This is a genomic window from Actinomyces haliotis (assembly GCF_015355765.1).
GTDB classification, from domain to species: Bacteria; Actinomycetota; Actinomycetes; order Actinomycetales; family Actinomycetaceae; genus Actinomyces; species Actinomyces haliotis.
Genome location: NZ_JACWNA010000008.1, coordinates 96,559 through 120,045 on the forward strand (window position 1 = coordinate 96,559; position 23,487 = coordinate 120,045).

Below are 23,487 nucleotides of genomic sequence, written 5' to 3' on the forward strand. Positions count from 1 at the left end.
TCTCGTGCGGATCCGGGGTGTGAAGCCCCGAAGAGATCTCCGCAAGATGCCCGAAATATCAACGATTTGACGTCGTTCCTCGTGTCGGTCTATCGGACGCGATCTCGCAACCCGGCCGACACGAAGTTGCACGCACGCGGGTGGCACGGGAGCGCTCCGGTCGGTAGCCACAGGGCGAATCGCGTCATCGCGCGCTTCCGCACTGCTGTGCACAAGGCTGTGGGTTCAGTCTGTGGAAAACCTCGTCGGCGTGGCGCGGTCCTCCTGCGTGCCGGGCTCGGTCGCTCCGGACGATCAGGTCTCGGCAGCCCTTCCGATGACGTCGACCACCTCGATGAGGTGCCGGTCCGGCAGGTACTCACGGCGCACGGCCTCGTGCGCCGCCAGCCCCATCTCCGTCGCTCTCTCCGACAGCAGGAGCAGGTCCCTGACCGCCTCCGCCCACGCCCTGGCGTCATCCGGGGCGACGAGGACGCCGTCGACGCCGTCCTCGACCTGGTCGACGATCCCGCCGACCGCGCTCGCCACCACGGGCGCCTTCTTCCACATCGCCTCCGCGACCGTCAGCCCGAAGGCCTCGACCTGGGAGCGCTGCGTCACGACGTCGCTCACGCGCTGGACCGCGTTGACGACGGTCGCGTTGACCTCGCGGTCCGCCGTCGGGATGCCGAGGACGTGGACGCGCGCCACCACCGACGGCGGCAGCGTCTCCACCCGCTCCAGCACCTCCCGCAGCACCGCGGCCGCCCCGGGCTCGCGCTCGGGGTCGACGGCCGGCCCGGCCAGGAGCAGGTGAACGTCCTCCGGCAGGCTGCCGGCCTGCGAGGCGAATGCCTCGACGAGCTCGAGTCCGCCCTTGAGGCGGTCCCAGCGCTGCACCTGCGTCACGAGCCGTGCGCCGAGCGGAACCGGTCCGTCGGCGAGCACGGCCTCGTCCTCGAGGCCGCGGAAGGCGTCCGGGCGACCGTCGTCGCGCAGGAGCGGGACGGCGTCGAAGGGAGCCTCGCCGTCCGCGATCCCCGCCAGGCGCACGACCGCCCAGGCCTCGTCGCGGTCCAGGGGTCGGTTCTTGGGTGAGTCGGGGTTGATGGAGGGGCGGACGACGGCGCAGCGCTCCTCCTCGATGTACGGCGGTCGGTACTCGGGCCGCGAGACGACGACGAGGTCGACGTCCTCGAGGTAGCGGTCAAGGAAGGCCCAGACGCGCTGCCCGGCCTCGCCCGCCTCCGCGACGCCCGCGTGGCATCGCCACACGACCGTCGCCCCGGCCTGGTGGAAGGCCCTGGCCAGGCCTGCCGTCGACGGGTCGTGGAGGATGACGACGTCGCCCTCGCGGACCTCGTCGAGCACGTTCTCGGCGTTGGAGGCGAGGACGTGCTCGTACAGGTCGCGCTGCTTCTCGCCGAGGCGGCCGCCGTCCCCCTCCGAGCCGTGGATCCCGGCGTGCAGGCGGGCGGCCAGCGTGACGAAGTCGGCCGGGGCGTCCAGGGCGAGCCAGCGGGCGTCGACGTCGAGCCCGCGGGCGTAGCCGACCAGCGGGGCGACGGTCTCCGCGGGGCCCGAGCCCGGCGCGGCCGAGGGGGTCACCGTCCACACGGTGCGCCCCTCGAGCAGGCCGTGCGCGGCCTCGACCCCGTCGTGGAGACGGCGGACGGCGAGCTCATCGAGGTGACTCTCGAGATCCGACAGGGGCAGCGGTGCGACGTCGATCGTTCTCATGGACCGATCCTGCCCCCTTTTCGTGTGAGGTGCAGCACTATCGCTGGTGCGTCGTCCCCCTCGTCCTCTCGACGCGCGGAGCAGCCTGCCCCGAGCGCGGACGGGGCGGTCACCGCCCAGCCGGGCGCGGGTATCCTTCAAGGCGGTCCCCCTCCGTCCTCACACAGGAGCACCCATGGTCGCTGAGAGCGCGCAGCCGTCCACCACCGACGCCGCCGGCGAGACGACGCAGATCCCGAAGGCGCAGCCTGTCCCCGTCGAGCACCCCGACACCGTCCAGGACGCCGCCGGCACCCCGGACCAGGAGATGCCCTACAAGGAGCTCGGCCTCAAGGACGACGAGTACGCCTCCATCAAGGAGCTCCTCGGCCGCCGTCCCACCAACGCCGAGCTCGCCATGTACTCGGTCATGTGGTCCGAGCACTGCTCCTACAAGTCGAGCAAGATCCACCTCAAGCAGTTCGGCCAGAAGGTCACGCCCGAGATGAAGGAGCACCTCCTCGTCGGCATGGGCGAGAACGCCGGCGTCGTCGACATCGGCGACGGATGGGCCGTCACCTACAAGGTCGAGTCCCACAACCACCCCAGCTTCGTCGAGCCCTACCAGGGCGCGGCCACCGGCGTCGGCGGCATCGTCCGCGACATCATCTCGATGGGCGCCCGCCCGGTGGCCGTCATGGACCAGCTGCGCTTCGGCGCCGCCGACCACCCCGACACGCAGCGCGTCGTCCACGGCGTCGTCGCCGGCGTCGGCGGCTACGGCAACTGCCTCGGCCTGCCCAACATCGGCGGCGAGACCGAGTTCGACCCCTCCTACCAGGAGAACCCCCTTGTCAACGCCCTGTGCGTCGGCGTCCTGCGCCACGACGACATCCACCTCGCCAACGCCTCCGGCGCCGGCAACAAGGTCGTCCTCTTCGGCGCACGCACCGGCGGCGACGGCATCGGCGGCGCCTCCATCCTCGCCTCGGAGTCCTTCGAGGACGGCATGCCGGCCAAGCGGCCCAGCGTCCAGGTGGGTGACCCCTTCATGGAGAAGGTCCTCATCGAGTGCTGCCTCGACCTGTTCAAGGAGGACCTCGTCCTCGGCATCCAGGACCTCGGTGCCGCCGGCATCTCCTGCGCCACCAGCGAGCTCGCCTCCAACGGCGACGGCGGCATGCACGTCGACCTTGAGAACGTCCTCCTGCGCGACCCGTCGCTGACCGCCGGTGAGATCCTCATGAGCGAGTCCCAGGAGCGCATGATGGCCGTCGTCTCCCCGGACAAGCTCGACGACTTCATGGCCGTCATCGACAAGTGGGACGTCGAGGCCGCCGTCATCGGCGAGGTCAACGGCTCCGGCCGCCTCACCATCGACCACTTCGGCGAGCGCATCGTCGACGTCGACCCCAAGACCGTCGCCCACGAGGGCCCCACCTACGACCGCCCCTACGCCCGCCCCTCCTGGCAGGACGACCTCCAGGCCGACACCTCGGAGAGCCTCGAGCGCCCCGAGACCAAGGAGGCCCTCGCCGAGCAGGTCACCGCCGTCGTCACCAGCGTCAACCAGGCCTCCCCGGCCTGGGTCACCAACCAGTACGACCGCTTCGTGCGCGGCAACACCGGCCTCGCCCAGCCCGACGACGCCGGCGTCATCCGCGTCGACGAGTCCACCGGCCGCGGCATCGCGATCGCTACCGACGCCAACGGCCGCTTCACCAAGCTCGACCCGGCCACCGGAGCCGCCCAGGCCCTCGCCGAGTCCTACCGCAACGTGTGCACCGTCGGCGCCAAGCCGCTCGCCGTCTCCGACTGCCTCAACTTCGGCTCCCCGGAGGACCCCGACGCCATGTGGCAGCTCGTCGAGGCCATCACGGGCCTGGCCGACGCCTGCAAGGTCATGGGCGTGCCCGTCACCGGCGGCAACGTCTCCCTCTACAACTCGCACGGCAACGTCAAGGGCCTCCTCGACTCCTCGATCAACCCGACCCCGGTCGTCTGCGTCCTCGGCGTCATCGACGACGTGCGCCGCGCCAACCCCTCGGGCTGGTCCGAGGAGGGCCTCGCCATCATCGCCCTGGGCACCACCGAGGACGAGCTCGACGGCTCCGCCTGGACCCGCGTCGTCCACGACCACCTCGGCGGCCTGCCCCCCAAGGTGGACCTCGAGGAGGAGATGGCCCTCGGCCGCGTCCTGCTCGCCCTGTCCGAGGCGGACATGCCCGACGGCTCACGCATCGTGCGCGCCGCCCACGACCTCGCTGCCGGCGGCCTGGTTCAGACCCTCGTCGATGGGGTCCTGCGCCAGGGTGTCGGCGCCAGCGTCGACCTGTCCGCGCTGCCGGGCGACGTCGACGACTTCACCGCCCTCTTCTCGGAGTCCGGCGCCCGCGCCGTCATCGCGGTCCCCGAGGACGCGCTGCCCGTGGTCGCCGCGGCCGCCGAGGCGGAGGACGTCGCCTGGGGCCGCCTCGGCACCACCGGTGGCGAGCTCCTCGTCATCAACGGCTCCGACGTCCTCGCCGACGGGGGCGACGGCCAGCCGCTCGTCCTCGACCTGGACGAGCTGCGCGCGGGCGTCGAGGGCACCCTGCCCGCGATCTTCTGAGTCCCAGCCCCGCTGGACGGATGAGTCAGCCCGTTCGGCGCGAGCCAGCCCCCTGAGCGGGCGGTCTCGCGCCGAACGGGCTGACTCGCGCGTGCGGTGCTCCTGGCGACGGGCCGCGCGTCGGCGCCTCGCGGACTAGCCTGGAGGCACACCACGGGAGCCCGTCGGACGGGCTGAGAGGGCGTGGAGCGGGCACGAGGCCCGTCCCCCGGAGCGCCGACCGGTCACCAGTCGGGTAATGCCGACTGAGGAGAGGGGACACCATGGCCGCCAGCCAGCCCGCCACCCCTGCGTCCGCCCGCGCCGCCCGAGCCGGGCACGGTCACCACCGGGCCGCTCATGAGCTCGAGCAAGCGGTACACCGACGTCGAGCACGACGGCGTCCTCCTGCACGTGCCCGCACGCCGCATCACTCTCACCAACGGCGACCGCCTCGACGTCTACGACACGTCCGGTCCCTACACTGAGCTCGACGCCGCAGAGCACCTCGACCTCGAGCGCGGCCTGCCGCCCGTGCGCTCCGACTGGCCCGTGCACGACGCCGTCCCCGCCTCCCCGACCGACTCGACCCCCGTGCGCACGCAGCTCGCGTGGGCGCGCGTCGGCGTCGTCACGGCCGAGATGGCCTACTGCGCCGCCCGTGAGGACGTCGACCCCGAGGTCGTCCGCGAGGAGGTCGCCGCCGGACGGGCCGTCATCCCCGCCAACCCCAAGCACCCCGAGCTCGAGCCCGCCATCATCGGCAAGCGCTTCGCCGTCAAGATCAACGCCAACATCGGTAACTCCGCCGTCACCTCCTCCATCTTCGAGGAGGTCGAGAAGATGGTGTGGGCGACCCGGTGGGGTGCCGACACGCTCATGGACCTCTCGACCGGCCCCGACATCCACGCCACGCGCGAGTGGGTCCTGCGGAACTGCCCCGTCCCCGTCGGCACCGTCCCCATCTACCAGGCGCTGGAGAAGGTGAACGGCGACCACACCGCCCTCACCTGGGAGATCTACCGCGACACCGTCACCGAGCAGGCCGAGCAGGGCGTCGACTACATGACCGTCCACGCCGGGGTCCTCCTGCGCTACATCCCGCTCACCGCCGAGCGCGTCACCGGCATCGTCTCGCGCGGTGGCGCCATCATGGTGGGCTGGTGCCTCCAGGAGCACCGAGAGTCCTTCCTCTACGAGCGCTTCGCCGAGCTGTGCGACATCCTCGCCCGCTACGACGTCGTCTTCTCCCTGGGCGACGGCCTGCGTCCCGGCTCCATCGCGGACGCCAACGACGAGGCACAGCTCGCCGAGCTGCGGACCCTCGGTGAGTCTCACCCGCATCGCCCACGAGCACGGCGTCCAGGTCATGATCCAGGGGTCCGGGCACATCCCGATGCGCATGATCGACGTCAACGTCACCGAGGAGGAGCGCGAGTGCGCCGAGGCGCCCTTCTACACGCTCGGGCCCCTCACCACGGACATCGCCCCCGGCTACGACCACATCACCTCGGCGATCGGTGCGGCGATGATCGCGCGGGCCGGGACGGCGATGCTCTGCTACGTCACGCCCAAGGAGCACCTGGGTCTCCCGGACCGCGATGACGTCAAGGATGGCGTCATCACCTACAAGATCGCGGCCCACGCGGCCGACCTCGCCAAGGGCCTGCCCGGCGCGCAGGACCGCGACGACGCCATGAGCCGGGCGCGCTTCGAGTTCCGCTGGATGGACCAGTTCGCGCTCCCCCTGGACCCGGACACGGCGATCGCCTTCCACGACGAGACCCTGCCCGCCGAGCCCGCCAAGACGGCGCACTTCTGCTCGATGTGCGGTCCGAAGTTCTGCTCGATGCGCATCTCCCAGGACGTGCGCGACTACGCGGCGGCCAACGGCATGGAGACCGTCGAGGAGATCGAGGCCGGCATGGCGGAGAAGTCGCGCGAGTTCCGCGAGGAGGGGTCGCGCGTCTACCTGCCCGTCGTCGGCTGACACGACTCGGCGGCGAGGACGCCGGCGGTGACGACGAGTCAGCCCGTTCGGCGCGAGTCAGCCCCTTGAGCCGGCGGTCTCGCGCCGAACGGGCTGACTCGCGCTGACGGGGTGCTGCTGGGCGGGGGCAGCCGGCGCATCGCTCCGGGCTGCCGTCGCCCGCCTGGCACCCGTGGTTGCATGGCCCGGTGAGCGGAAGACACGCGACCGAGCGCCCCGTCCCCGGCCAGTCCCCTGAGATCCCCCTCGGCGTCATCGTCATCGGTGCCGGCCAGGCGGGTCTCTCCGCGGCCGGCGAGCTCGTGCGGCGCGGCGCCGTCGTCGGCGAGGACCTTCTCGTCCTCGACGCTGAGGACGGCCCGGGCGGTGCCTGGCGCCACCGCTGGGACTCCCTCACCATCGGCAGGGCCCACCGCATCGCCGACCTTCCCCGCTTCCCCGCCGGGCACATGGACGAGTCCCGGCCCAGCAGCGCCATCGTCCCCGAGTACTACAGGCGCTACGAGGCCGAGCGCGAGCTGCACGTCCTGCGCCCCGTGCGGGTCACCGCCGTGCGCTCCACCGACGTCCCCGCCGAGCCGCTGAGGCTCTCCGACGGCGCCGCGTCCCACCGCGGTCGCGCTCCGGACGGCGCGCACGGCGCCCCCATACCCGAGGGCGCAGCCCCGCGCGGCGCCACCGACGGCGCGGACACCGTTCGTCGCGACGCCCCCAGAGGTCGGGGAGGCGGTCAGGGGGGCGTCCTCGCGGGCGACGGCCCTGTGAGGGGCACCCGGGCGGCCGTCTCCCCGGCACGGGGAGGCGGCGGTTCGCGCGTCAGCCGGGCGAAGTGCTCGGTCACTGGTCACGAATCGTCCGAGCCGTGGGACGCCTGGCATGATGGAATCGCGGTGGGGCGCCCGGCCCCGCGCGACATGCGAAGGAAGCCCCATGCAGGACGTCATCGAGAACGTGTTCGAGCAGGTTGTCGCCCGCAACCAGGGTGAGGCCGAGTTCCATCAGGCTGTGCGCGAGGTGCTCGACTCACTGCGCCCCGCCCTCGACAAGCACCCCGACTACGCCGACAACGCCCTCCTCGAGCGGCTCGTGGAGCCCGAGCGGCAGATCATGTTCCGGGTCCCGTGGGCCGACGACGGCGGCCGGATCCACGTCAACAGAGGATTCCGCATCGAGTTCAGCTCCGCCCTCGGCCCCTACAAGGGGGGCCTCCGCTTCCACCCCAGCGTCAACGCCGGGATCATCAAGTTCCTGGGCTTCGAGCAGGTCTTCAAGAACGCCCTCACGAACCAGGCGATCGGCGGCGGCAAGGGCGGTTCCGACTTCGACCCGCACGGCCGCTCCGACGCCGAGGTCATGCGCTTCTGCCAGTCCTTCATGACCGAGCTCTCCCGCCACGTCGGCCCCTACACCGACGTCCCCGCCGGTGACATCGGGGTCGGTGGTCGCGAGATCGGCTACCTCTTCGGCCAGTACAAGCGCATCACCAACCGCTACGACACCGGCGTCCTCACCGGCAAGGGGCTCGGTTGGGGCGGTTCCCTCATCCGCACCGAGGCCACCGGCTACGGCACCGTCCTGTTCGCCCAGTCCATGCTCGCCACCACCGGGCAGGACCTCGAGGGCAAGCGCGTGGCCGTCTCCGGTGCCGGCAACGTCGCCATCTACGCCATCGAGAAGGCGCAGCAGCTGGGGGCGAAGCCGGTGACGATCTCCGACTCCTCCGGCTGGGTCCTCGACGAGGACGGCATCGACCTCGAGCTCCTCAAGCAGGTCAAGGAGGTCGAGCGCGGACGCGTCTCCGACTACGTCGCGCGCAAGCCCGGTGCAGAGCTGCGCACCGAGGGCAGGCCCTGGTCCGTGCCCGTCGACGTCGCCCTCCCGTGCGCCACGCAGAACGAGCTCGGACTCGACGACGCTCGTGATCTCCTGAGGAACGGTGTGAGCGTCGTCGCCGAGGGGGCCAACATGCCCTGCACCCCGGAGGCCATCGAGGCCTTCCAGGAGGCCAGCGTCCTCTATGCGCCGGGCAAGGCCTCGAACGCGGGCGGCGTCGCCACCTCCGCCCTCGAGATGGAGCAGAACGCCAGCAGGAACCGCTGGGACGCTGAGACCGCTGAGGCCCGACTCACCACGATCATGGTGGACATCCACGACTCGTGCGTCGAGGCGGCTGAGACCTACGGACGCCCGGGGGACTACGTCCTCGGCGCCAACGCCGCCGGCTTCACGCGCGTGGCCGATGCGATGATCGCGCACGGCGTCGTCTGACCCGGTCGCGCGCACGTGCGTCACTGGCTGGCGGCCGTGCGCCCGCCCCGGGGGAGACGGCCGCGGTGGGCGCCCTGAGAGGTCGCGTCGGCCTCGTCGCGTCCGGACCGACGCCGCAGGAACCGTGCGGTGACCACGTCGAAAAGTGTCTCGATATGGTCACGGCGCCGGGCTAGCCTGATGGGGACCACCCCGTCCCCACAGAGGATCCCCATGCGCACCACTCCGCCCCTGCGCGCGACCGCCGCCCTCGCGACGCTCGCCCTCGCCGCCGTCCTCCCGGTGACCCCTGCCCCGGCCGCCGCCACCGAGGGCGACACCACCACCGTCAACCTGCTCGGCATCACGGACTTCCACGGTCACATCGACCGCTCGGTCGCGGCCGACGGCACGGTCTCGGAGCCGGGCGCCGTCACCCTGGCCTGCGAGGTCCAGAAGGCGCGCACCGCCGACCCGAGCACCCTCTTCGTCTCCGCCGGGGACAACGTCGGCGGCTCCGCCTACACCTCGTCGGTCCTCGACGACGAGCCGACGATCGCCGCCCTCAACGCCATGAAGCTCGACGTCACGGCGGCCGGCAACCACGAGTTCGACCAGGGCATCACGGACCTCGCCGACCGGATCATCCCCGAGCTCGACGCCCCGGTCCTGTCCGCCAACGTCACCGGCAGCTCGGTCCTGAGCTCCGAGGGGAACGGGGACGGGACGTACATCAAGACGGTCAACGGGATCAAGGTCGGCTTCATCGGCGTCGTCACCGACGACCTGCCGAGCCTCGTCTCCAAGTCCGCCCTCTCCGACCTCACGATGACGAGCTCCATCGAGACGGCCAACGCTGAGGCCAAGACCCTCAAGGACTCCGGCGAGGCCGACGTCGTCGTCGTGCTCGCCCACGAGGATGCCGAGATCTACGGCAGCCAGTTCACCGACGACGTCGACGCCGTCTTCGGCGGGCACACGCACCTGCCCTACGCCCAGACGATCACGCGCGCTGACGGTTCCCCCCTGCCGATCGTCCAGGCCGACCACTACGGCTACAAGCTCGGCGACATCGACCTCACTGTCAACACGACGACGAAGAAGGTGACCGCCGCGACCGCGACCAACACCGACCTCACGAAGTCCGACTGCACGACCGACGCCTACGGCGTCTCGACGATCGTGAGCGACGCCGACTCGCAGGCCGAGACCGAGGGCAGCAAGACGATCGCCACCCTCGACACGGCCTTCTACCGCGGCACGAACGACGGCTCGACGGACTCCTCCTCGGCCGGCTCCAACCGCTCGACCGAGTCGACCGCCTCGAACCTCCTCGCCGACTCCTTCCAGTCCTGGATCGCGAAGGACATCAAGCCGACCGGTGACTTCACGATCGGCCTCATGAACCCCGGTGGCGTCCGCGCCGACTTCGCCGCGGGCGACCTCACCTCGGGCGACGCCTACATGGTCCAGCCCTTCGGCAACGACATGGCCTACGCGACCTACACAGGCGCGCAGATCAAGGAGGTCCTCGCCGAGCAGTGGCAGCCGACGACGACCCGTGCCACCCTCACGCTCGGCGTCTCGAGCAACGTGAAGGTCGTCGTCGACCAGGACGCCGCCACCGAGCTCGAGGGCTACTTCGCCCAGATCTCGAGCGGAGCGGCCAGCGCTGACTCCCTCGCGGACAAGATCGCCGCGGCCCGCGCCAAGGTCATCTCCACGGTGACGATCGACGGCAAGGAGCTCTCCGACACCGCGAGCGTCGTCGTCGCGTCGAGCACCTTCCTCCTCGCCGGCGGTGACAGCTTCACGACCCTCGGCGACGCCACCATGAGCGACACCGGCTTCCTCGACCGTGACGTTACCGCGGAGTACCTCAAGGCGGAGCAGCCCCTGTCCGCCTCATACACGAAGCGCCAGGTCGGCGAGTCGGTGAGCACGGACTCGGCGACCGGTGAGGCGACGGTCGGCCTCACCGGGCTCCTCTTCACCCCGGCCTCGGAGCAGGCCGCGAGCGGCGCGGCGAAGTCCGTCTCCGCGATGGTGCCGACGACGGAGGGAGACACGATGACGCTCGCGACCGCTGACGTCGACGGCGCCGTCACCGCCGGTCTGCCGGAGACCGGCAAGGCGACGCTCTCCTTCACGCTCCCGGCCGACGCCGCCACCCAGGCGTGCTCGACCTCGACCTCGTCCACCATCACCCTGTGCGCCACGGTCACTCTCGCGGTGACGAGCAACGGTGGTGACACGACCGGCACGTACGCCGTTGAGGTGCCCGTGCCTGACTCGGCGACCACGGAGCCGACGGCCTCGCCGACCATCGAGCCCACGAGCACGCCCACTGCGCAGCCGAGCGCGAGCTCGACCGCCGCACCGACGGCCCAGCCCACCGCGTGGCCGACCGTCCGGCCGACCCCTGGCGCCGGTAGCAATGGCTTCGTCGAGGGCTTCGTCTCCTTCCTCAAGCACGTCATCGGGCACATCGGCCACTGGATCGGCCTTCTCTGGCCCGGCCTGTGAGCACCCGCCCATGAGGGCCTGACCCGGGCGCGCCCCTCGGGGAAGTGTCGCGCAGACCCAGGTGCACGGTACGGAGCCCCGGACCGCCACGTGCGGCCCGGGGCTCCGTCGTGCGCGGGGTAGCGTGGCCGCCATGCCAGCACGCCGTCGCATCGAGACCGCCGCAGGCGTCCACGCCCTGCGCCAGTGGGCCGAGTCCCAGGACGCCGCCGCAGACGAGGGCGCGCCGACGTCGGGCGCGGCACCGGATCGCAGGACCCTCGCGACGGCCGTCCGCTTCACCCTTGAGGAGCTCACGGCCTGCGCGCCGGGCCACGCCGTCGAGGTCCGGGTCCCTCCCCACGGAGTCACCCAGGCGGTCTCCGGCACCGTCCACCGCCGTGGCACCCCGCCGAGCGTCGTCGAGACCGAGGCCGCCACCTGGCTCGCCCTCGCGACCGGTCGTCTCTCCTGGGACGAGGCCCTCGCCTCCGGGGCGCTGCACGCCTCGGGCGAGCGCTGCGACCTCTCGCCCTACCTCCCGCTCGTTCGCGCCTGAGAGGAGAGCGGGCGCACCCCGACCCCACGTCCTCGCTGCCCGTTCGGGCATGTTTGTTCCCCACTTCGACCAGCATTTGTGCCGCAGCCTTCCGCTCGGACGCAATAATGTCTACAATGGTGCCCGAACGGACATCGGGTAGTGCCATGACGGCACCGCCCCCGGGCAGGCGAGGAGGCCGCGTGAACGCCCAGGCACGTCAGCACGCGATCGTCGCCGCCGTCGAGCGCGACGGCCGTGCAGCCGTCACCGATCTCGCGCGAGCCCACGGCGTCACCGTCGAGACCATCAGGCGCGACCTTGCCGCCCTCGACCGAGCCGGCGCCCTGCGCAAGGTCCACGGCGGGGCCGTTCCAGCACCAGCCCTCGCCACCCCGGAGACCGGCGTCGTCGAGCGCGAGGCCTCCCGCTCCGCTGCCAAGGACCGCATCGCCGCCCGCGCCGTCGCCGCCCTCGACCTGCCCCGTGGCGCCACGGTCCTCCTCGACGCCGGCACCACCACGGGCGCCTTCGCCCGGCACCTGCCGGAGGGGCTCGGGCTCACCGTCGTCACCGACTCGGTGCTCATCGCGGCGGGCCTCGCCGCCCGCGACGACCTCACCGTGCGCGCCCTCGGCGGCCTCGTCCGCGGCCTCACCCAGGCCGCCGTCGGTCCTGAGGCTCTCGACGTCCTCTCGCACCTTCGTGCCGACGTCGCCGTCCTCGGCACCAACGGGCTCAGCGCCCAGCACGGCCTGTCCACCCCGGACGCGGACGAGGCGGCCGTCAAGCGCGCCATGACCGCCGCAGGACGTCGCGTCGTCGTCCTCGCCGACGCCACCAAGATCGGGCAGGAGCACCTCGTCTCCTTCGCCGACACGGACGACGTCGACCTCCTCGTCACCGACGCCCCCGTCCCAGCCCCTCTCTCAACCCACCTGACCGACACCGGAACCGAGGTCCTCGTCGCATGATCCTCACACTCACCCCCAACCCCTCGCTCGACCGAACCGTCACGCTCCCGGGCGCCCTCGTCCGCGGAGGTGTCAACAGGCTCGACACGGTCACCGTCGAGCCCGGCGGCAAGGGCGTCAACGTCGCCCGCGTCGTCACCTCAGCCGGCGAGGCCGCCACCGCCGTCCTCCCCGCCGCGGAGCACGACCCGCTCGTCCGGGCACTCGAGGCCGTCGACGCCGAGCGCCTCACCGTCCTGCCCGTGCCGGTCGCCGGCGCCGCGCGCGTCAACACCGCCGTCACCGAGCCCGACGGCACCACCACCAAGCTCAACGAGCGCGGCGCGGGCCTCACCGAGGCCGAGGCCGCCGCCGTCGAGGACGCGCTCGTCGAGGCGGCGCGCACCGCGGCCGCCGGCAGCACCGACCCCGGGCACCACGACTGGGCCGTCCTCTCCGGCTCCCTGCCCCCGGGCGTCCCCACCGACTGGTACGTCCGGCTCGTGTCGCGCCTGCGCGCAGCCGTCCCCGGCCTGCGCATCGCCGTCGACACCTCCGACGCGCCCCTCGCCGCCCTCGCCGCGCACCTGCCCGACGCCGCTCCCGACCTCATCAAGCCCAACGGCGAGGAGCTCGGCCAGCTCGCCGGCCTGCCCGCCGAGCGCGCCATGGCCCTCGAGGACGGCGCGGTCCGCGGCGAGCTCGAGCCCGTCGTTTCCGCCGCCCGTGTCCTCGTCGACCTCGGGATCGGCTCCGTCATGGCGACGCTCGGCCCCGCCGGCGCCGTCCTCGTCACCCGCGACGGCGCCTGGCACGCCACCGCACCCGACGTCCCGGTGATCTCCACCGTCGGTGCGGGCGACTCCTCCGTCGCCGGCTACGTCCTCGCCGACGTCCGCGGCGGTGACGAGGAGACCCGTGTCGCCACCGCCATGGCCTACGGCTCCGCGGCCGCAGGCCTGCCCGGCACCACCCTGCCCACCACGGAGGACCTGCCCGCCCAGGCCTCCGTCGTCACCCGGCTCGCCTGAGCCCTCGCCGCCCGCATGACGGCCCCTGAACCCGCACCGACGCACATCCCCACCCCCGGACAGCAAGGAAGCACCATGTCCACACCAGCAACGGCGAGCACGCCGCTCATCGTCCCGGAGCTCGTCCGTCTCGACGCGCCCACGGGCTCGGACAAGAAGGACGTCATCGAGTACCTCGCCCAGGTGGTCGCTGACGCCGGACGCGCCGACACCCCCGACGGCCTCGCCACCGACGCCCTCGCCCGTGAGGCCACCGCGCCGACCGGCATCCCCGGCGGGATCGCCATCCCGCACTGCCGCAGCCCGCACGTGCTCGAGGCCTCCCTCGGCTTCGCCCGCCTGGCCAGCCCCGTGAGCTTCGGCGCGGCCGACGGCGAGGACGCCGACCTCGTCTTCATGATCGCCGCGCCCGCCGGTGCCGACGACCTCCACCTCCAGCTCCTCGCCAAGCTGGCCCGAGGCCTCATGCGCAAGGACTTCACGGACGCCCTCCGCGCCGCGAGCAGCCCCGAGGAGGTCGTCCGCCTCGTGACGAGCCAGGTCCAGCCCGAGCTCCTCGACGACGCCGACGCCGACGCAGGCCGGAGCGCCGGGGCCACCGCCGCGGACGCGGGCGACGCCGCCTCCCAGCGCACGAGCGCCCCCGCGAACGCGGCCGGGAACGAGCGCCTCATCGTCGCCGTCACCTCCTGCCCCACCGGCATCGCCCACACCTTCATGGCCGCCGAGGCCCTCGAGCAGGCCGGCAAGGACAGGAGCGTCGAGGTCCACGCCGAGGGACAGGGCTCAGGCAAGATCGACTGGCTCGACCCCGCCCTCATCGAGCGCGCCGACGCCGTCGTCTTCGCACACGACCTCCCCGTCAAGGACCGGTCCCGCTTCGCCGGGAAGAAGGTCGTCGACGTCGGCGTCAAGGCCGCCGTCAATGACGCCGGCTCCCTGCTCGACCGGGCCCTCGCCCTCATCGACGACCCGAACGCGCCCACGGTCCCCGCTGCCACCGGCGACGCCGACTCCGAGGCCGAGCAGAAGGACGAGCACTGGGCACGCCGGCTCCAGCGGGCCGTCATGACCGGCGTCTCCTACATGATCCCCTTCGTCGCGGCCGGCGGCCTCCTCATCGCCCTCGGCTTCCTCTTCGGCGGCTACGACATCACCAAGACGGCCTCCGCGATCGTCGTCGGCGACGGCACGAACGGCATCACCGCCACCTCCCTGTGGCACCTGCCCGACCTCAGCAACGCCGCCTACGCCGCGCCGCACGCCCTCGGGCACTCCGCCTTCTGCGCCTACCTCGGCGCCGTGCTCTACCTGCTCGGCTCCACCGGCATGGGCCTGCTCGTCCCCGCGCTCGCCGGCTACATCGCCTTCGGGCTCGCGGGCCGTCCCGGCATCGCCCCGGGCTTCATCATGGGCCTCGTGAGCGTCGCCGTCGGCGCCGGCTTCATCGGCGGCCTCATCGGCGGCATCCTCGCCGGCTACCTCGCCGCCTGGCTCGCCGGGCTCAACGCACCCAGGTGGCTCCGCGGCCTCATGCCCGTCGTCATCATCCCGCTGGTCACGACGCTCGTCGTCGGCGCCCTCATGTACATGTTCCTCGGCAAGCCCCTCGCCGCCCTCATGGACGGCCTCAACAACGGGCTCACCTCCATGGCGAACAACGGCGCCGGCGTCCTCCTCGGCATCGTCCTCGGCCTCATGATGTGCTTCGACCTGGGCGGTCCCGTCAACAAGGCCGCCTACCTCTTCGCCACCGCCGGCCTCGCCTCGGCCACCACCGCCTCCTACGAGATCATGGCGGCCGTCATGGCCGCCGGCATGGTCCCACCGCTCGCCCTCGCGCTTGCCACGACCCTGCGCCCCGAGCTCTTCACCGCCGCGGAGAAGGAGAACGGGCGCGCCTCCTGGCTGCTCGGCGCCTCCTTCATCTCCGAGGGCGCGATCCCCTTCGCCGCCGCGGACCCGGCCCGCATCATCCCGCCCGCCATGGTGGGCGGCGCCGTCACCGGTGCCCTCTCCATGGCGATGCACGTGGGCTCCCGCGCCCCGCACGGCGGCATCTTCGTCCTCTTCGCCATCGACGGGAAGCTCTGGTTCGTCCTGTCGATCGTCATCGGCGCCCTCATCTCCTGCGCCCTCACGCTGCTCCTCAAGCGGATGGGGGCCCGCAAGACGGCTGCCTCCGCGGAGGTGCCCGCCGCCGCCGCGGCCTGAGCAGCGGCGCCCGAGCGCCCCAGTCGTGCCCCCTGGCGCGGCACCGCCACCAACCGCCGTCGGGCGGGCCCCGGACCACCGGGACCCGCCCGACGGCGCGTTGCAGGAGGGGGCCGGCCCTGGCGCTTCGGCCTGCCGGGTCGGGGTGCCCCGGGTAGGTTCGTGACATGGCTCGCACGCGTCTCACCTCCTACACCGCCCCGCCCGCCGACGTCGTCACCGCCCTCGACGCCCTGCGCGAGAAGGCCGGCGTCCCTGCCGCGTTCCCGTCCGAGGCCCTCGCCGAGGCGGAGAAGGCGGCGCAGGCCTGGGAGGACGGCGGTGCAGAGCGCTACCTGGCTCAGGGCCACCGTGACGGCATCCCGGTGCGCGACGCCCGTGACCTCGCCCTCGTCACCATCGACCCGCCGGGCTCCATGGACCTCGACCAGGCGGTCCTCCTCGAGCGCCTCGACGCGGCCGAGGAGTCCCGTGAGGCGGCTGCGGCCACGGCCCCGCCGGCAGCCGCAGACGAGGCGGTCAGCACGGGCTCCGTCGCGCCCACCGCCGTCTCCTGCGGCAGCGCCACCGGTCCCGCCGCCTACCGCGTCACCTACGCCATCGCCGACCTCGCCGCCTTCGTCGTCCCCGGCGGCGCCCTCGACGCCGAGCTCTCCCGCCGCGGCGAGACCGTCTACGCCCCCGACCACTCGACTCCCCTCCACCCGGAGGTCCTCTCGCACGGCGCCGCCTCCCTCCTCCCGAATCAGGAGCGGCCCAGCTGCCTGTGGACCATCGAGCTCGACGTCACCGGCCGCGTCCTCTCGGCGCGCGTCGAGCGCGCCCTCGTCCGCTCCCGCGCCCGCCTCACCTACGCCCAGGTCCAGGACGCGCTCGACGCCGAGCCCGAGGCCGCCGGTCGCCTGCCCGAGGCCGTCCCCGCCGACCTGCCCGAGCTCCTCCGCGAGATCGGGACGCTGCGCGAGGAGCGCGAGGTCGCGCGCGGAGGCGTCTCCCTCGAGAGCCCGGAGCAGGAGATCGAGCCCGCCGGCGAGCCCGGCCCCGACGGGACCCCGACCGGCTACCGCCTCGTGTTCCGTGCGGCCCTCTCAGTCGAGCAGTGGAACGCCCAGGTCTCCCTCCTCACCGGGATCTGCGCGGCCCGGATCATGGTCGCCGCCGGCGTCGGGATCCTGCGCACCATGCCGCCGGCGGGGGCCAAGGACTACGCCCGTCTGCGCGGCGTGGCCCGCGCGCTCCACGTCGAGTGGCCCGACGCCATGGGCTACCCCGAGCTCGTCCGCACCCTCGACCCGGCTCTCCCCGCCCACGCCGCCTTCATCGACCAGGCGCTCAGCCTCTTCCGTGGTGCCGGCTACCTCGCCTTCGGCGTCGGCGGGGTCCCCGTCCCCGTCGACGACGACGAGGCCGACACCTCCGAGGCCGTCCACGCCGCCATCGCCTCCCGCTACGCGCACGTCACCGCCCCGCTGCGCCGGCTCGTCGACCGCTACGGCGAGGAGGTCTGCGTCGCTGCCTGCGCCGGCGCCTCGGTGCCGTCCTGGGTGCTCCAGGCGCTGCCCGGGCTGCCCGAGGTCATGGCGACCACGGGCCAGCGCGCCCGCGCGATCGGGCGCGGGGCGGTCGCAGCCCTCGAGGCCCTCGTCCTGCGCGGGCACGAGGGCGACGTCTTCGACGGCGTCATCACCTCCGCCAAGGAGGGCAAGGACGGCGCGCCGCAGCGCGGAGAGGTCATGCTCAGCGAGCCTGCCGTCGTCGGAGCCCTCACGGCGCAGGCCGGCGAGCTGCCGGTGGGGGAGCGGGTCCGGGTGCGCCTCGACGACGTCGACGTCGCCAGCGGCCGGATCGACTTCGCGCTCGTCACCGACTGACCCCGGGACGGCGCGCTCCGCGCCCTGTGGGATGATGCGGCCGTGAGATCAGGAGACGACTCCCAGACCACCGTTCCCACCCCCGCGGACCGCCGCCCGATGCCGGGCGACATCGAGCCCCCCGTCCAGGAGGAGTGCGGCGTCTTCGGTGTCTGGGCCCCCGGCGAGGAGGTCTCCCGGCTCGTCTACTTCGGTCTGACCGCCCTCCAGCACCGCGGCCAGGAGGCCGCCGGGATCGCGACGACGGACGGCTCCCACATCCTCGTCTACAAGGACCTGGGCCTCGTCTCGCAGGTCTTCGAGGACCGCAGCCTCTCCGCCCTCACCGGTCACATGGCCGTCGGGCACGTCCGCTACGCGACCACGGGCGCCACCACGTGGGAGAACGCTCAGCCGATGCTCGGCCCCGTCGCCGGCTCGACCCTCGCGCTCACCCACAACGGCAATCTCACCAACACCCGCCAGCTCATGGAGGCCGTGCGCGCCACGAGCGGCGAGGACCTCACGGGCGAGCTCGGCCGCGGCTCCTCCACGGACACCGCCGTCATCGCCGCGATCATGAACCTCGTCTCCGAGCGCGGCGGCCTCGACGGCGACTCCCCGGTCGACCCCGACGACGCCGACACCGAGCTCTACGAGCCCCTCGCCGAGGAAGAGGCCGCCGCGGCGCCGCCCTTCACGATCGGGCAGACCGCGCGCCGCGTCCTCCCGCTCCTGCGCGGCGCCTACTCGCTCGTCTTCATGAACGAGCAGACCCTCTACGCCGCGCGCGACCCCCACGGCATGCACCCCCTCGTCCTGGGGCGCCTCGAGCGCGGCTGGGTCGTCGCCTCCGAGACCGCCGCCCTCGACATCGTCGGCGCCACCTACGTGCGGGACATCGAGCCCGGCGAGCTCATCGAGATCGACGCCGACGGTGTCCGCTCCACCCACTTCGCCCGGCCCCGCCGCTCCGGGTGCGTCTTCGAGTACGTCTACTTCGCGCGCCCCGACTCCAAGATCGCCGGCCGCTCCGTCATCGCCGCCCGCAACGCCATGGGCGCGGCGCTGGCCCGCGAGCACCCGGTCGAGGCGGACCTCGTCATCGCCACGCCCGAGTCCGGCACGCCGGCCGCCATCGGCTACGCCCAGGAGTCCGGCATCCCCTACGGCCAGGGCCTGTTCAAGAACGCCTACGTGGGCCGCACCTTCATCCAGCCCACCCAGACGCTCCGCCAGCTCGGCATCCGCCTCAAGCTCAACCCGGTCCGCGAGGTCATCGAGGGCAAGCGCCTCGTCGTCGTCGACGACTCCATCGTCCGCGGCAACACGCAGCGCGCCCTGGTCAAGATGCTCCGCGAGGCCGGCGTCGCCGAGGTCCACATCCGCATCTCCTCCCCGCCCGTCATGTGGCCCTGCTTCTACGGCATCGACTTCGCGACCCGCGCCGAGCTCATCGCCACCGGCATGAGCGTCGAGGAGATCCGCGAGTCCGTCGGTGCCGACACCCTCGGCTACCTCTCCGTGGACGGCATGGTGGAGGCCTCCGGCCAGCCCGCCGACTCGCTGTGCATGGCCTGCTTCACCGGCACCTACCCGATGAGGCCGCCGGCCGAGGGCATCCCGATCGGCACCCTGCCGATCTCGCGGGTCCCCAGCGTCTACCGGCGCCGCCACGACTCCGCGCCGGTCGCCGTCGCCACGGTGGGCGAGCAGCCTGCGGCCCCCGCCGTCGTCAGCTCCCTGCCCGCCAGCGCCACGACGCCGGACAGCGCGCCCCGCTTCACCATCCCGCCCTTCGGCGGGCGCCGCGCCGCCGCACCCGCGGCCTCGGCCGACCAGCAGCCCCAGACCCCTGACGAAGGAACCGCCCGATGAGCCAGACTCCCGCCCCTGAGGCCATCACCTACGCCTCCGCCGGCGTCGACACCGCCGCCGGTGACCGCGCCGTCGAGCTCATGAAGGCCTCCGTCGCCGCGACGATGACCCCGGCCGTCGTCGGTGGCGTCGGCGGCTTCGCCGGTCTCGTCGACGTCTCCGACCTGCGCTCCTACCGTCAGCCGCTCCTCGCCACCTCCACCGACGGCGTCGGCACGAAGGTCGCCATCGCCCAGGCCCTCGACGTCCACGACACCATCGGCCAGGACCTCGTCGGCATGGTCGTCGACGACATCATCGTCGTGGGAGCGCGCCCGCTCCTCATGACCGACTACATCGCCTGCGGTCACGTCGTCCCCGAGCGGATCGCCGACATCGTCCGCGGCGTCGCCAACGCCTGCGCCGCGGTGGGCACCCCGCTGCTCGGCGGCGAGACCGCTGAGCACCCCGGCCTCATGGGCCCCGACGACTACGACGTCGCCGGCGCCGCCACCGGTGTCGTCGAGGCCGACCGCGTCCTCGGCGCGGACAAGGTCCGTGACGGCGACGTCCTCATCGCCATGGGGTCCTCCGGTCTGCACTCCAATGGCTACTCGCTCGTCCGCCGCGTCATCGAGCACGCCGGGTGGGGCCTGGAGCGCGAGGTCCCCGAGCTCGGCCGCACCGTCGGCGAGGAGCTCCTCGAACCCACGCGCCTCTACACGCGCGTCTGCCTCGCCATGCTCGACGCCCTCACCACCGACGCCGCGCCCTCCCCGATCCACGCCCTCTCGCACGTCACGGGCGGGGGACTGGCCGCGAATCTCGCGCGCGTCCTGCCGGCCGGGCTCGTCGCCGACGTCGACCGCTCCAGCTGGGTGGTCCCTCCTGTCTTCGACATGGTCCGTCGCCTCGGCGAGGTCCCCTGGGACGACCTCGAGGGCACCCTCAACCTCGGTGTCGGCATGATCGCCGTCGTCGACCCCGACGTCGCCGACGCCGTCCTCCACCTCGCCAACGGCTCCGGGATGCCCGCCTGGACGCTCGGCAGCGTCCACGACGCCTCCTCGTACCAGACCGTCGGCCGCGTCGTCTCCGGGACCAAGGGCGTCGACGGCGGCAGCGTCGACATCTACGGCGAGTACCGCACCGCCTGAGCCCGCGTCCGCCCGACGCACGGCGAGGGGCCGGCAGCCACGTGGCTGCCGGCCCCTCGCTCGTTGCGATCGGTGTCAGGCTCGGGAGGCGGAGTCGCCGTCCTCCCAGTCATCGTCCTCGTCGTCGACGTTGTACTTGGAGGCCAGCTCCTCGTAGTCGATCTCGTCGTCAGCCTCGGCGCTGGACGACGCGCTGACGAGCTCGCGCTCGAGCGCCGCGTAGTCGGTCTCCGGGCTGAAGTACTTGAGCTTACGGGCGACCTTGGTCGCCTTGGCCTTCTGACGGCCGCGCCCCATAGGCTCGACCCCCTCCAACAATCTCTGGGCGCGCACGTGGGCGCGCATCACTTGGGCAAATGTGTCGTGGGGCAACCGTACATCGCTGTCGCGCGCTCGCACCATTCGGTGCGCTCCCGTGCCGCGTGGGTCTCGCCACGCCGCCAGCGACGTGCCAGTCGATGCCCCGAGCACGACGACGGCGGCGCACCCGCTGGGGGAGCGCCGCCGACGACGTCGTGGCCGGTCAGTCCCGGCCGCGGTTGGAGATGAGGCCGCCCAGGGCGAGCGCCGCGACCGCGGCACCGGCCGTGACGGCGACGGCGCGCATCGACTCCGGGTCGCCCTCCTGGGCGTCCCGCACGGTGCGACGGGCCCGCTCGGAGAGCTCGCGGGCGCGCTCGCGCAGGGCGTCGTAGGTGCTCGGGTCCTGCGCGCGCGAGCCGAGGTCCGCGGCGCGACGGCGAAGGTCGTCCGCCGTCGAGCCGATCCGGTCCGCGACCTGCGCCCCGGCCTCACGGGCCTGGGTGCGCGGGTCCACGCGGGAGGCGAGCTCGTCGACGCTGCGGGCGAGGTCCTCGCGCTGACGCACGAGGCGCTCCTCGAGCTCGGCGGCGGTGAGGCGCTCGCCGTCGGCGGCCGAGGCGCTCAAGAGCGCAGGGCCTTGACGAGGGCGGTGACCGACAGGCCCGCGAGACCGAGGGCCGCGCCGGTCACGATCGCGAGGGACTGCGGCTCGCCGTCGCGGGCGTCGTCGAAGAGGCGCGTCACGCGGTCGCCGGCGGACTGCAGGGCCTCGGCGGGGTCGAAGGAGTCCTTGACCTCCGAGTCCTTGAGGGCGCCGTAGCCGACCGGGGCGGCCTCGCCGTCGACGAGGCGCGTCGTGGCGGTCAGCGAGCCGTCGGCGACGGGCTCGTCCTTGGACAGGCGGGCGCGCGCGGCGTCGGCCGTCTCGGAGGCCTTGGTCTTGGCCTCGTCCGCCTTGGTGCGGGCCTGAGCGGAGAGCTCCTCCGCCTTGAGACGCGCGTCCGTGGAGACGGAGTCGGCCTTGGTACGGGCCTGGTTGCCGAGCTCCTCCGCCTTGTAGCGGGCGTCGGAGGCGAGCTCGCCGGCGCGGCCGGTGAGCTCGGAGAACCGCAGCCGGGCCTTGTCCTGGGCGCCGGCGAGGGCCGATCGGACCTGGGACTTCGCCGCCGAGACGACCTCGTTGGCGGCGGTGCGGGACGCGTCCTTCGCCTGGGACTTCAGGGCCTCGGGAGCGAGGCGCTCGCCGAGCTGCTCGAGGTCGCCGGCGAGGCGACGGCGGCGGGCCAGGAGGTCCGCCTCGATGATGGTGGGGTCGTTGGAGGGGGTCACGCTCTTCTTGTCGTCGCTCACTTCTGGCTCCCCTTCTCGATACCGGACTTGATGGCGACCTTCGCGGTCTGGACGTCGTGCTTGAGGCCCTCCTGAGGGGCGGGCACGTCCTTGAGGCCGGCCTGCAGGCGCGACTTGCCGATGAGGGCGAGGATCCCGCAGACGACGAGGATGATGAGCGCGACGATGAGCTTGGCCAGCCACGGCGACACGACGTTGGCGAGGCCGGACGCCGCGGACCCGAAGAGGAATCCGAGCGCGTAGAGGGCCAGCACGCCGGCGGCTGCGAGGAGGCCGGCGCCGAGGCCCGCCTTCTTGCCCATCTCCTGGGCCTTGGCCTTGGCCAGGGCGATCTCGCCCTGGACGAGGCCGGAGACGTTCTCCGAGATGCGGGCGACGAGCTCGCCGAGGGTCGGCTGCGTGCCGCGGGCGCGGGCCGCGCGGGCGGCCGCGGGGACGTCCTCGCCGCGTGCGGGGTAGGGGCCCTCGGCGCCGGGCAGCCCGGACGGCTGCTCGGGGTCGAACGAGGGAGTGCTCGGTTGCTGGGTCATGGGGACCGACCTTCTTGAGACGATGCGCGGGACGAAGGTCCGTGCGCTTCTTTTCAGGAACCAGAATCTCATAACTCACGTCACAACGCGCCCCCGGAGCAGCGGCTTCGCCCACCGCGCACGGCCTTGCGGACTCGCGTGCAGCCCCCGGTCATCCGTGCGGAGACGGGAACCGCCCGCCGCCGAGCGGGCCGTGATCGAATAGTGATCATCTCGTCGTCGACCGTCGTTCATCCTGCGGTGCCACCCTCGACCCGACACCCCACCACCCCGCGCGACCGGCCCGCCCTCCCTCGGGACGCCGCAGGCGACCCGATCCCGTACCCGTTACCTTGTTGGTGGTTGCCGGTGTAGGGATGCCGGTGGCCGGGCCAGCGGTGGTCGGCATGATGTCTTGCCCCTGTCTTCACAATGATCCGGGGGGTGTTGTCACCGGCCGCCGCAGGGCTGCTGGTTCACCGCTGATCAGGGGAACGGACCGAGACTCGAGTCCTTTCGTAACGTGGGTGCGGGACCAGCCGCTCGAGGCTGGCCCCGTGTCCTGCGAGACGAAGGAGCACCGCGATGCGCACCGACGAGATCGATGTGTTCATCGGAATCGATGTCGGCAAGTCCGACCACTGGGCCACCGCCCTGAACAGGGACGGCAAGCGCCTGTTCGACAAGGCCCTGCC

At 72.7% G+C, this 23,487-nt stretch carries 17 protein-coding genes and 1 pseudogene; 13 read left to right on the top strand and 5 right to left on the bottom strand.

Going from position 1 to position 23,487, the window contains the following annotated elements; translation table 11 throughout:
* Positions 1-294: 294 nt before the first annotated feature.
* Positions 295-1,719 (bottom strand): glycosyltransferase, encoded by a 1,425-nt coding sequence (locus tag IXW69_RS06080; protein ID WP_194785460.1) that lies wholly within the window; start codon positions 1,717-1,719, stop codon positions 295-297.
* A 175-nt stretch (positions 1,720-1,894) separates the two neighbouring features.
* On the opposite strand from IXW69_RS06080, the gene purL reads away from it, so the two are divergent.
* From purL to purM, 13 genes and pseudogenes are all read left to right on the top strand, one after another.
* Positions 1,895-4,309, top strand: a complete 2,415-nt coding sequence (gene purL / locus IXW69_RS06085) for a phosphoribosylformylglycinamidine synthase subunit PurL (RefSeq protein WP_194785461.1) — start codon at positions 1,895-1,897, stop codon at positions 4,307-4,309.
* A 339-nt stretch (positions 4,310-4,648) separates the two neighbouring features.
* Positions 4,649-5,605: pseudogene (locus IXW69_RS12245) on the top strand (phosphomethylpyrimidine synthase ThiC); the annotation flags it as partial.
* A gap of 52 nt (positions 5,606-5,657) precedes the next feature.
* The gene (locus IXW69_RS12250; protein WP_323745200.1) at positions 5,658-6,278 is read left to right on the top strand and encodes a phosphomethylpyrimidine synthase ThiC; all 621 of its coding nucleotides are present in this window, start codon (positions 5,658-5,660) and stop codon (positions 6,276-6,278) included.
* Positions 6,279-6,466: 188 nt separating this feature from the next.
* Positions 6,467-7,264: an NAD(P)-binding protein gene (locus tag IXW69_RS06095; RefSeq protein ID WP_194785462.1), complete on the top strand. Its 798-nt coding sequence runs from the start codon at positions 6,467-6,469 to the stop codon at positions 7,262-7,264.
* Entirely contained in the window at positions 7,209-8,546 is a 1,338-nt protein-coding gene (gene gdhA / locus IXW69_RS06100; RefSeq protein ID WP_194785463.1) for an NADP-specific glutamate dehydrogenase, read from the top strand. The genes IXW69_RS06095 and gdhA overlap by 56 nt, the downstream gene beginning before the upstream one ends.
* 213 nt (positions 8,547-8,759) lie before the next feature.
* The gene (locus tag IXW69_RS06105) at positions 8,760-11,051 is read left to right on the top strand and encodes a 5'-nucleotidase C-terminal domain-containing protein (protein ID WP_194785464.1); all 2,292 of its coding nucleotides are present in this window, start codon (positions 8,760-8,762) and stop codon (positions 11,049-11,051) included.
* Positions 11,052-11,184: 133 nt separating this feature from the next.
* The gene (locus IXW69_RS06110) at positions 11,185-11,589 is read left to right on the top strand and encodes a sterol carrier family protein (protein WP_194785465.1); all 405 of its coding nucleotides are present in this window, start codon (positions 11,185-11,187) and stop codon (positions 11,587-11,589) included.
* 182 nt (positions 11,590-11,771) lie between these two features.
* Positions 11,772-12,542, top strand: a complete 771-nt coding sequence (locus IXW69_RS06115) for a DeoR/GlpR family DNA-binding transcription regulator (protein WP_323745201.1) — start codon at positions 11,772-11,774, stop codon at positions 12,540-12,542.
* Positions 12,539-13,552 carry a 1-phosphofructokinase family hexose kinase gene (locus IXW69_RS06120; RefSeq protein WP_194785467.1) on the top strand — a complete coding sequence of 338 codons (1,014 nt, stop codon included), beginning with the start codon at positions 12,539-12,541 and terminating at the stop codon, positions 13,550-13,552. The genes IXW69_RS06115 and IXW69_RS06120 overlap by 4 nt, the downstream gene beginning before the upstream one ends.
* Before the next feature lie 75 nt (positions 13,553-13,627).
* The gene (locus IXW69_RS06125) at positions 13,628-15,766 is read left to right on the top strand and encodes a PTS fructose transporter subunit IIABC (protein ID WP_194785468.1); all 2,139 of its coding nucleotides are present in this window, start codon (positions 13,628-13,630) and stop codon (positions 15,764-15,766) included.
* A 167-nt stretch (positions 15,767-15,933) separates the two neighbouring features.
* Positions 15,934-17,637 carry an RNB domain-containing ribonuclease gene (locus IXW69_RS06130; RefSeq protein WP_194785469.1) on the top strand — a complete coding sequence of 568 codons (1,704 nt, stop codon included), beginning with the start codon at positions 15,934-15,936 and terminating at the stop codon, positions 17,635-17,637.
* Between the two features lie 99 nt (positions 17,638-17,736).
* Positions 17,737-19,494 carry an amidophosphoribosyltransferase gene (gene purF, locus IXW69_RS06135; protein ID WP_194785487.1) on the top strand — a complete coding sequence of 586 codons (1,758 nt, stop codon included), beginning with the start codon at positions 17,737-17,739 and terminating at the stop codon, positions 19,492-19,494.
* Complete coding sequence (gene purM, locus IXW69_RS06140) at positions 19,491-20,630, top strand: phosphoribosylformylglycinamidine cyclo-ligase (RefSeq protein ID WP_194785470.1); 1,140 nt, start codon at positions 19,491-19,493, stop codon at positions 20,628-20,630. The genes purF and purM overlap by 4 nt, the downstream gene beginning before the upstream one ends.
* Positions 20,631-20,705: 75 nt before the next feature.
* Here purM and IXW69_RS06145 read toward each other — a convergent pair whose 3' ends face one another.
* The 4 genes from IXW69_RS06145 to IXW69_RS06160 all read right to left on the bottom strand — a co-directional run bounded on the left by IXW69_RS06145 (position 20,706) and on the right by IXW69_RS06160 (position 22,813).
* Complete coding sequence (locus IXW69_RS06145; protein WP_067941776.1) at positions 20,706-20,927, bottom strand: DUF3073 domain-containing protein; 222 nt, start codon at positions 20,925-20,927, stop codon at positions 20,706-20,708.
* 226 nt (positions 20,928-21,153) lie between these two features.
* Positions 21,154-21,558: a DUF3618 domain-containing protein gene (locus IXW69_RS06150; protein WP_194785471.1), complete on the bottom strand. Its 405-nt coding sequence runs from the start codon at positions 21,556-21,558 to the stop codon at positions 21,154-21,156.
* Entirely contained in the window at positions 21,555-22,283 is a 729-nt protein-coding gene (locus IXW69_RS06155; RefSeq protein WP_194785472.1) for a DUF3618 domain-containing protein, read from the bottom strand. Before IXW69_RS06155 ends, IXW69_RS06150 begins: the two co-directional genes overlap by 4 nt.
* Entirely contained in the window at positions 22,280-22,813 is a 534-nt protein-coding gene (locus tag IXW69_RS06160; RefSeq protein WP_194785473.1) for a phage holin family protein, read from the bottom strand. Before IXW69_RS06160 ends, IXW69_RS06155 begins: the two co-directional genes overlap by 4 nt.
* Between the last annotated feature and the right edge of the window lie 674 nt (positions 22,814-23,487).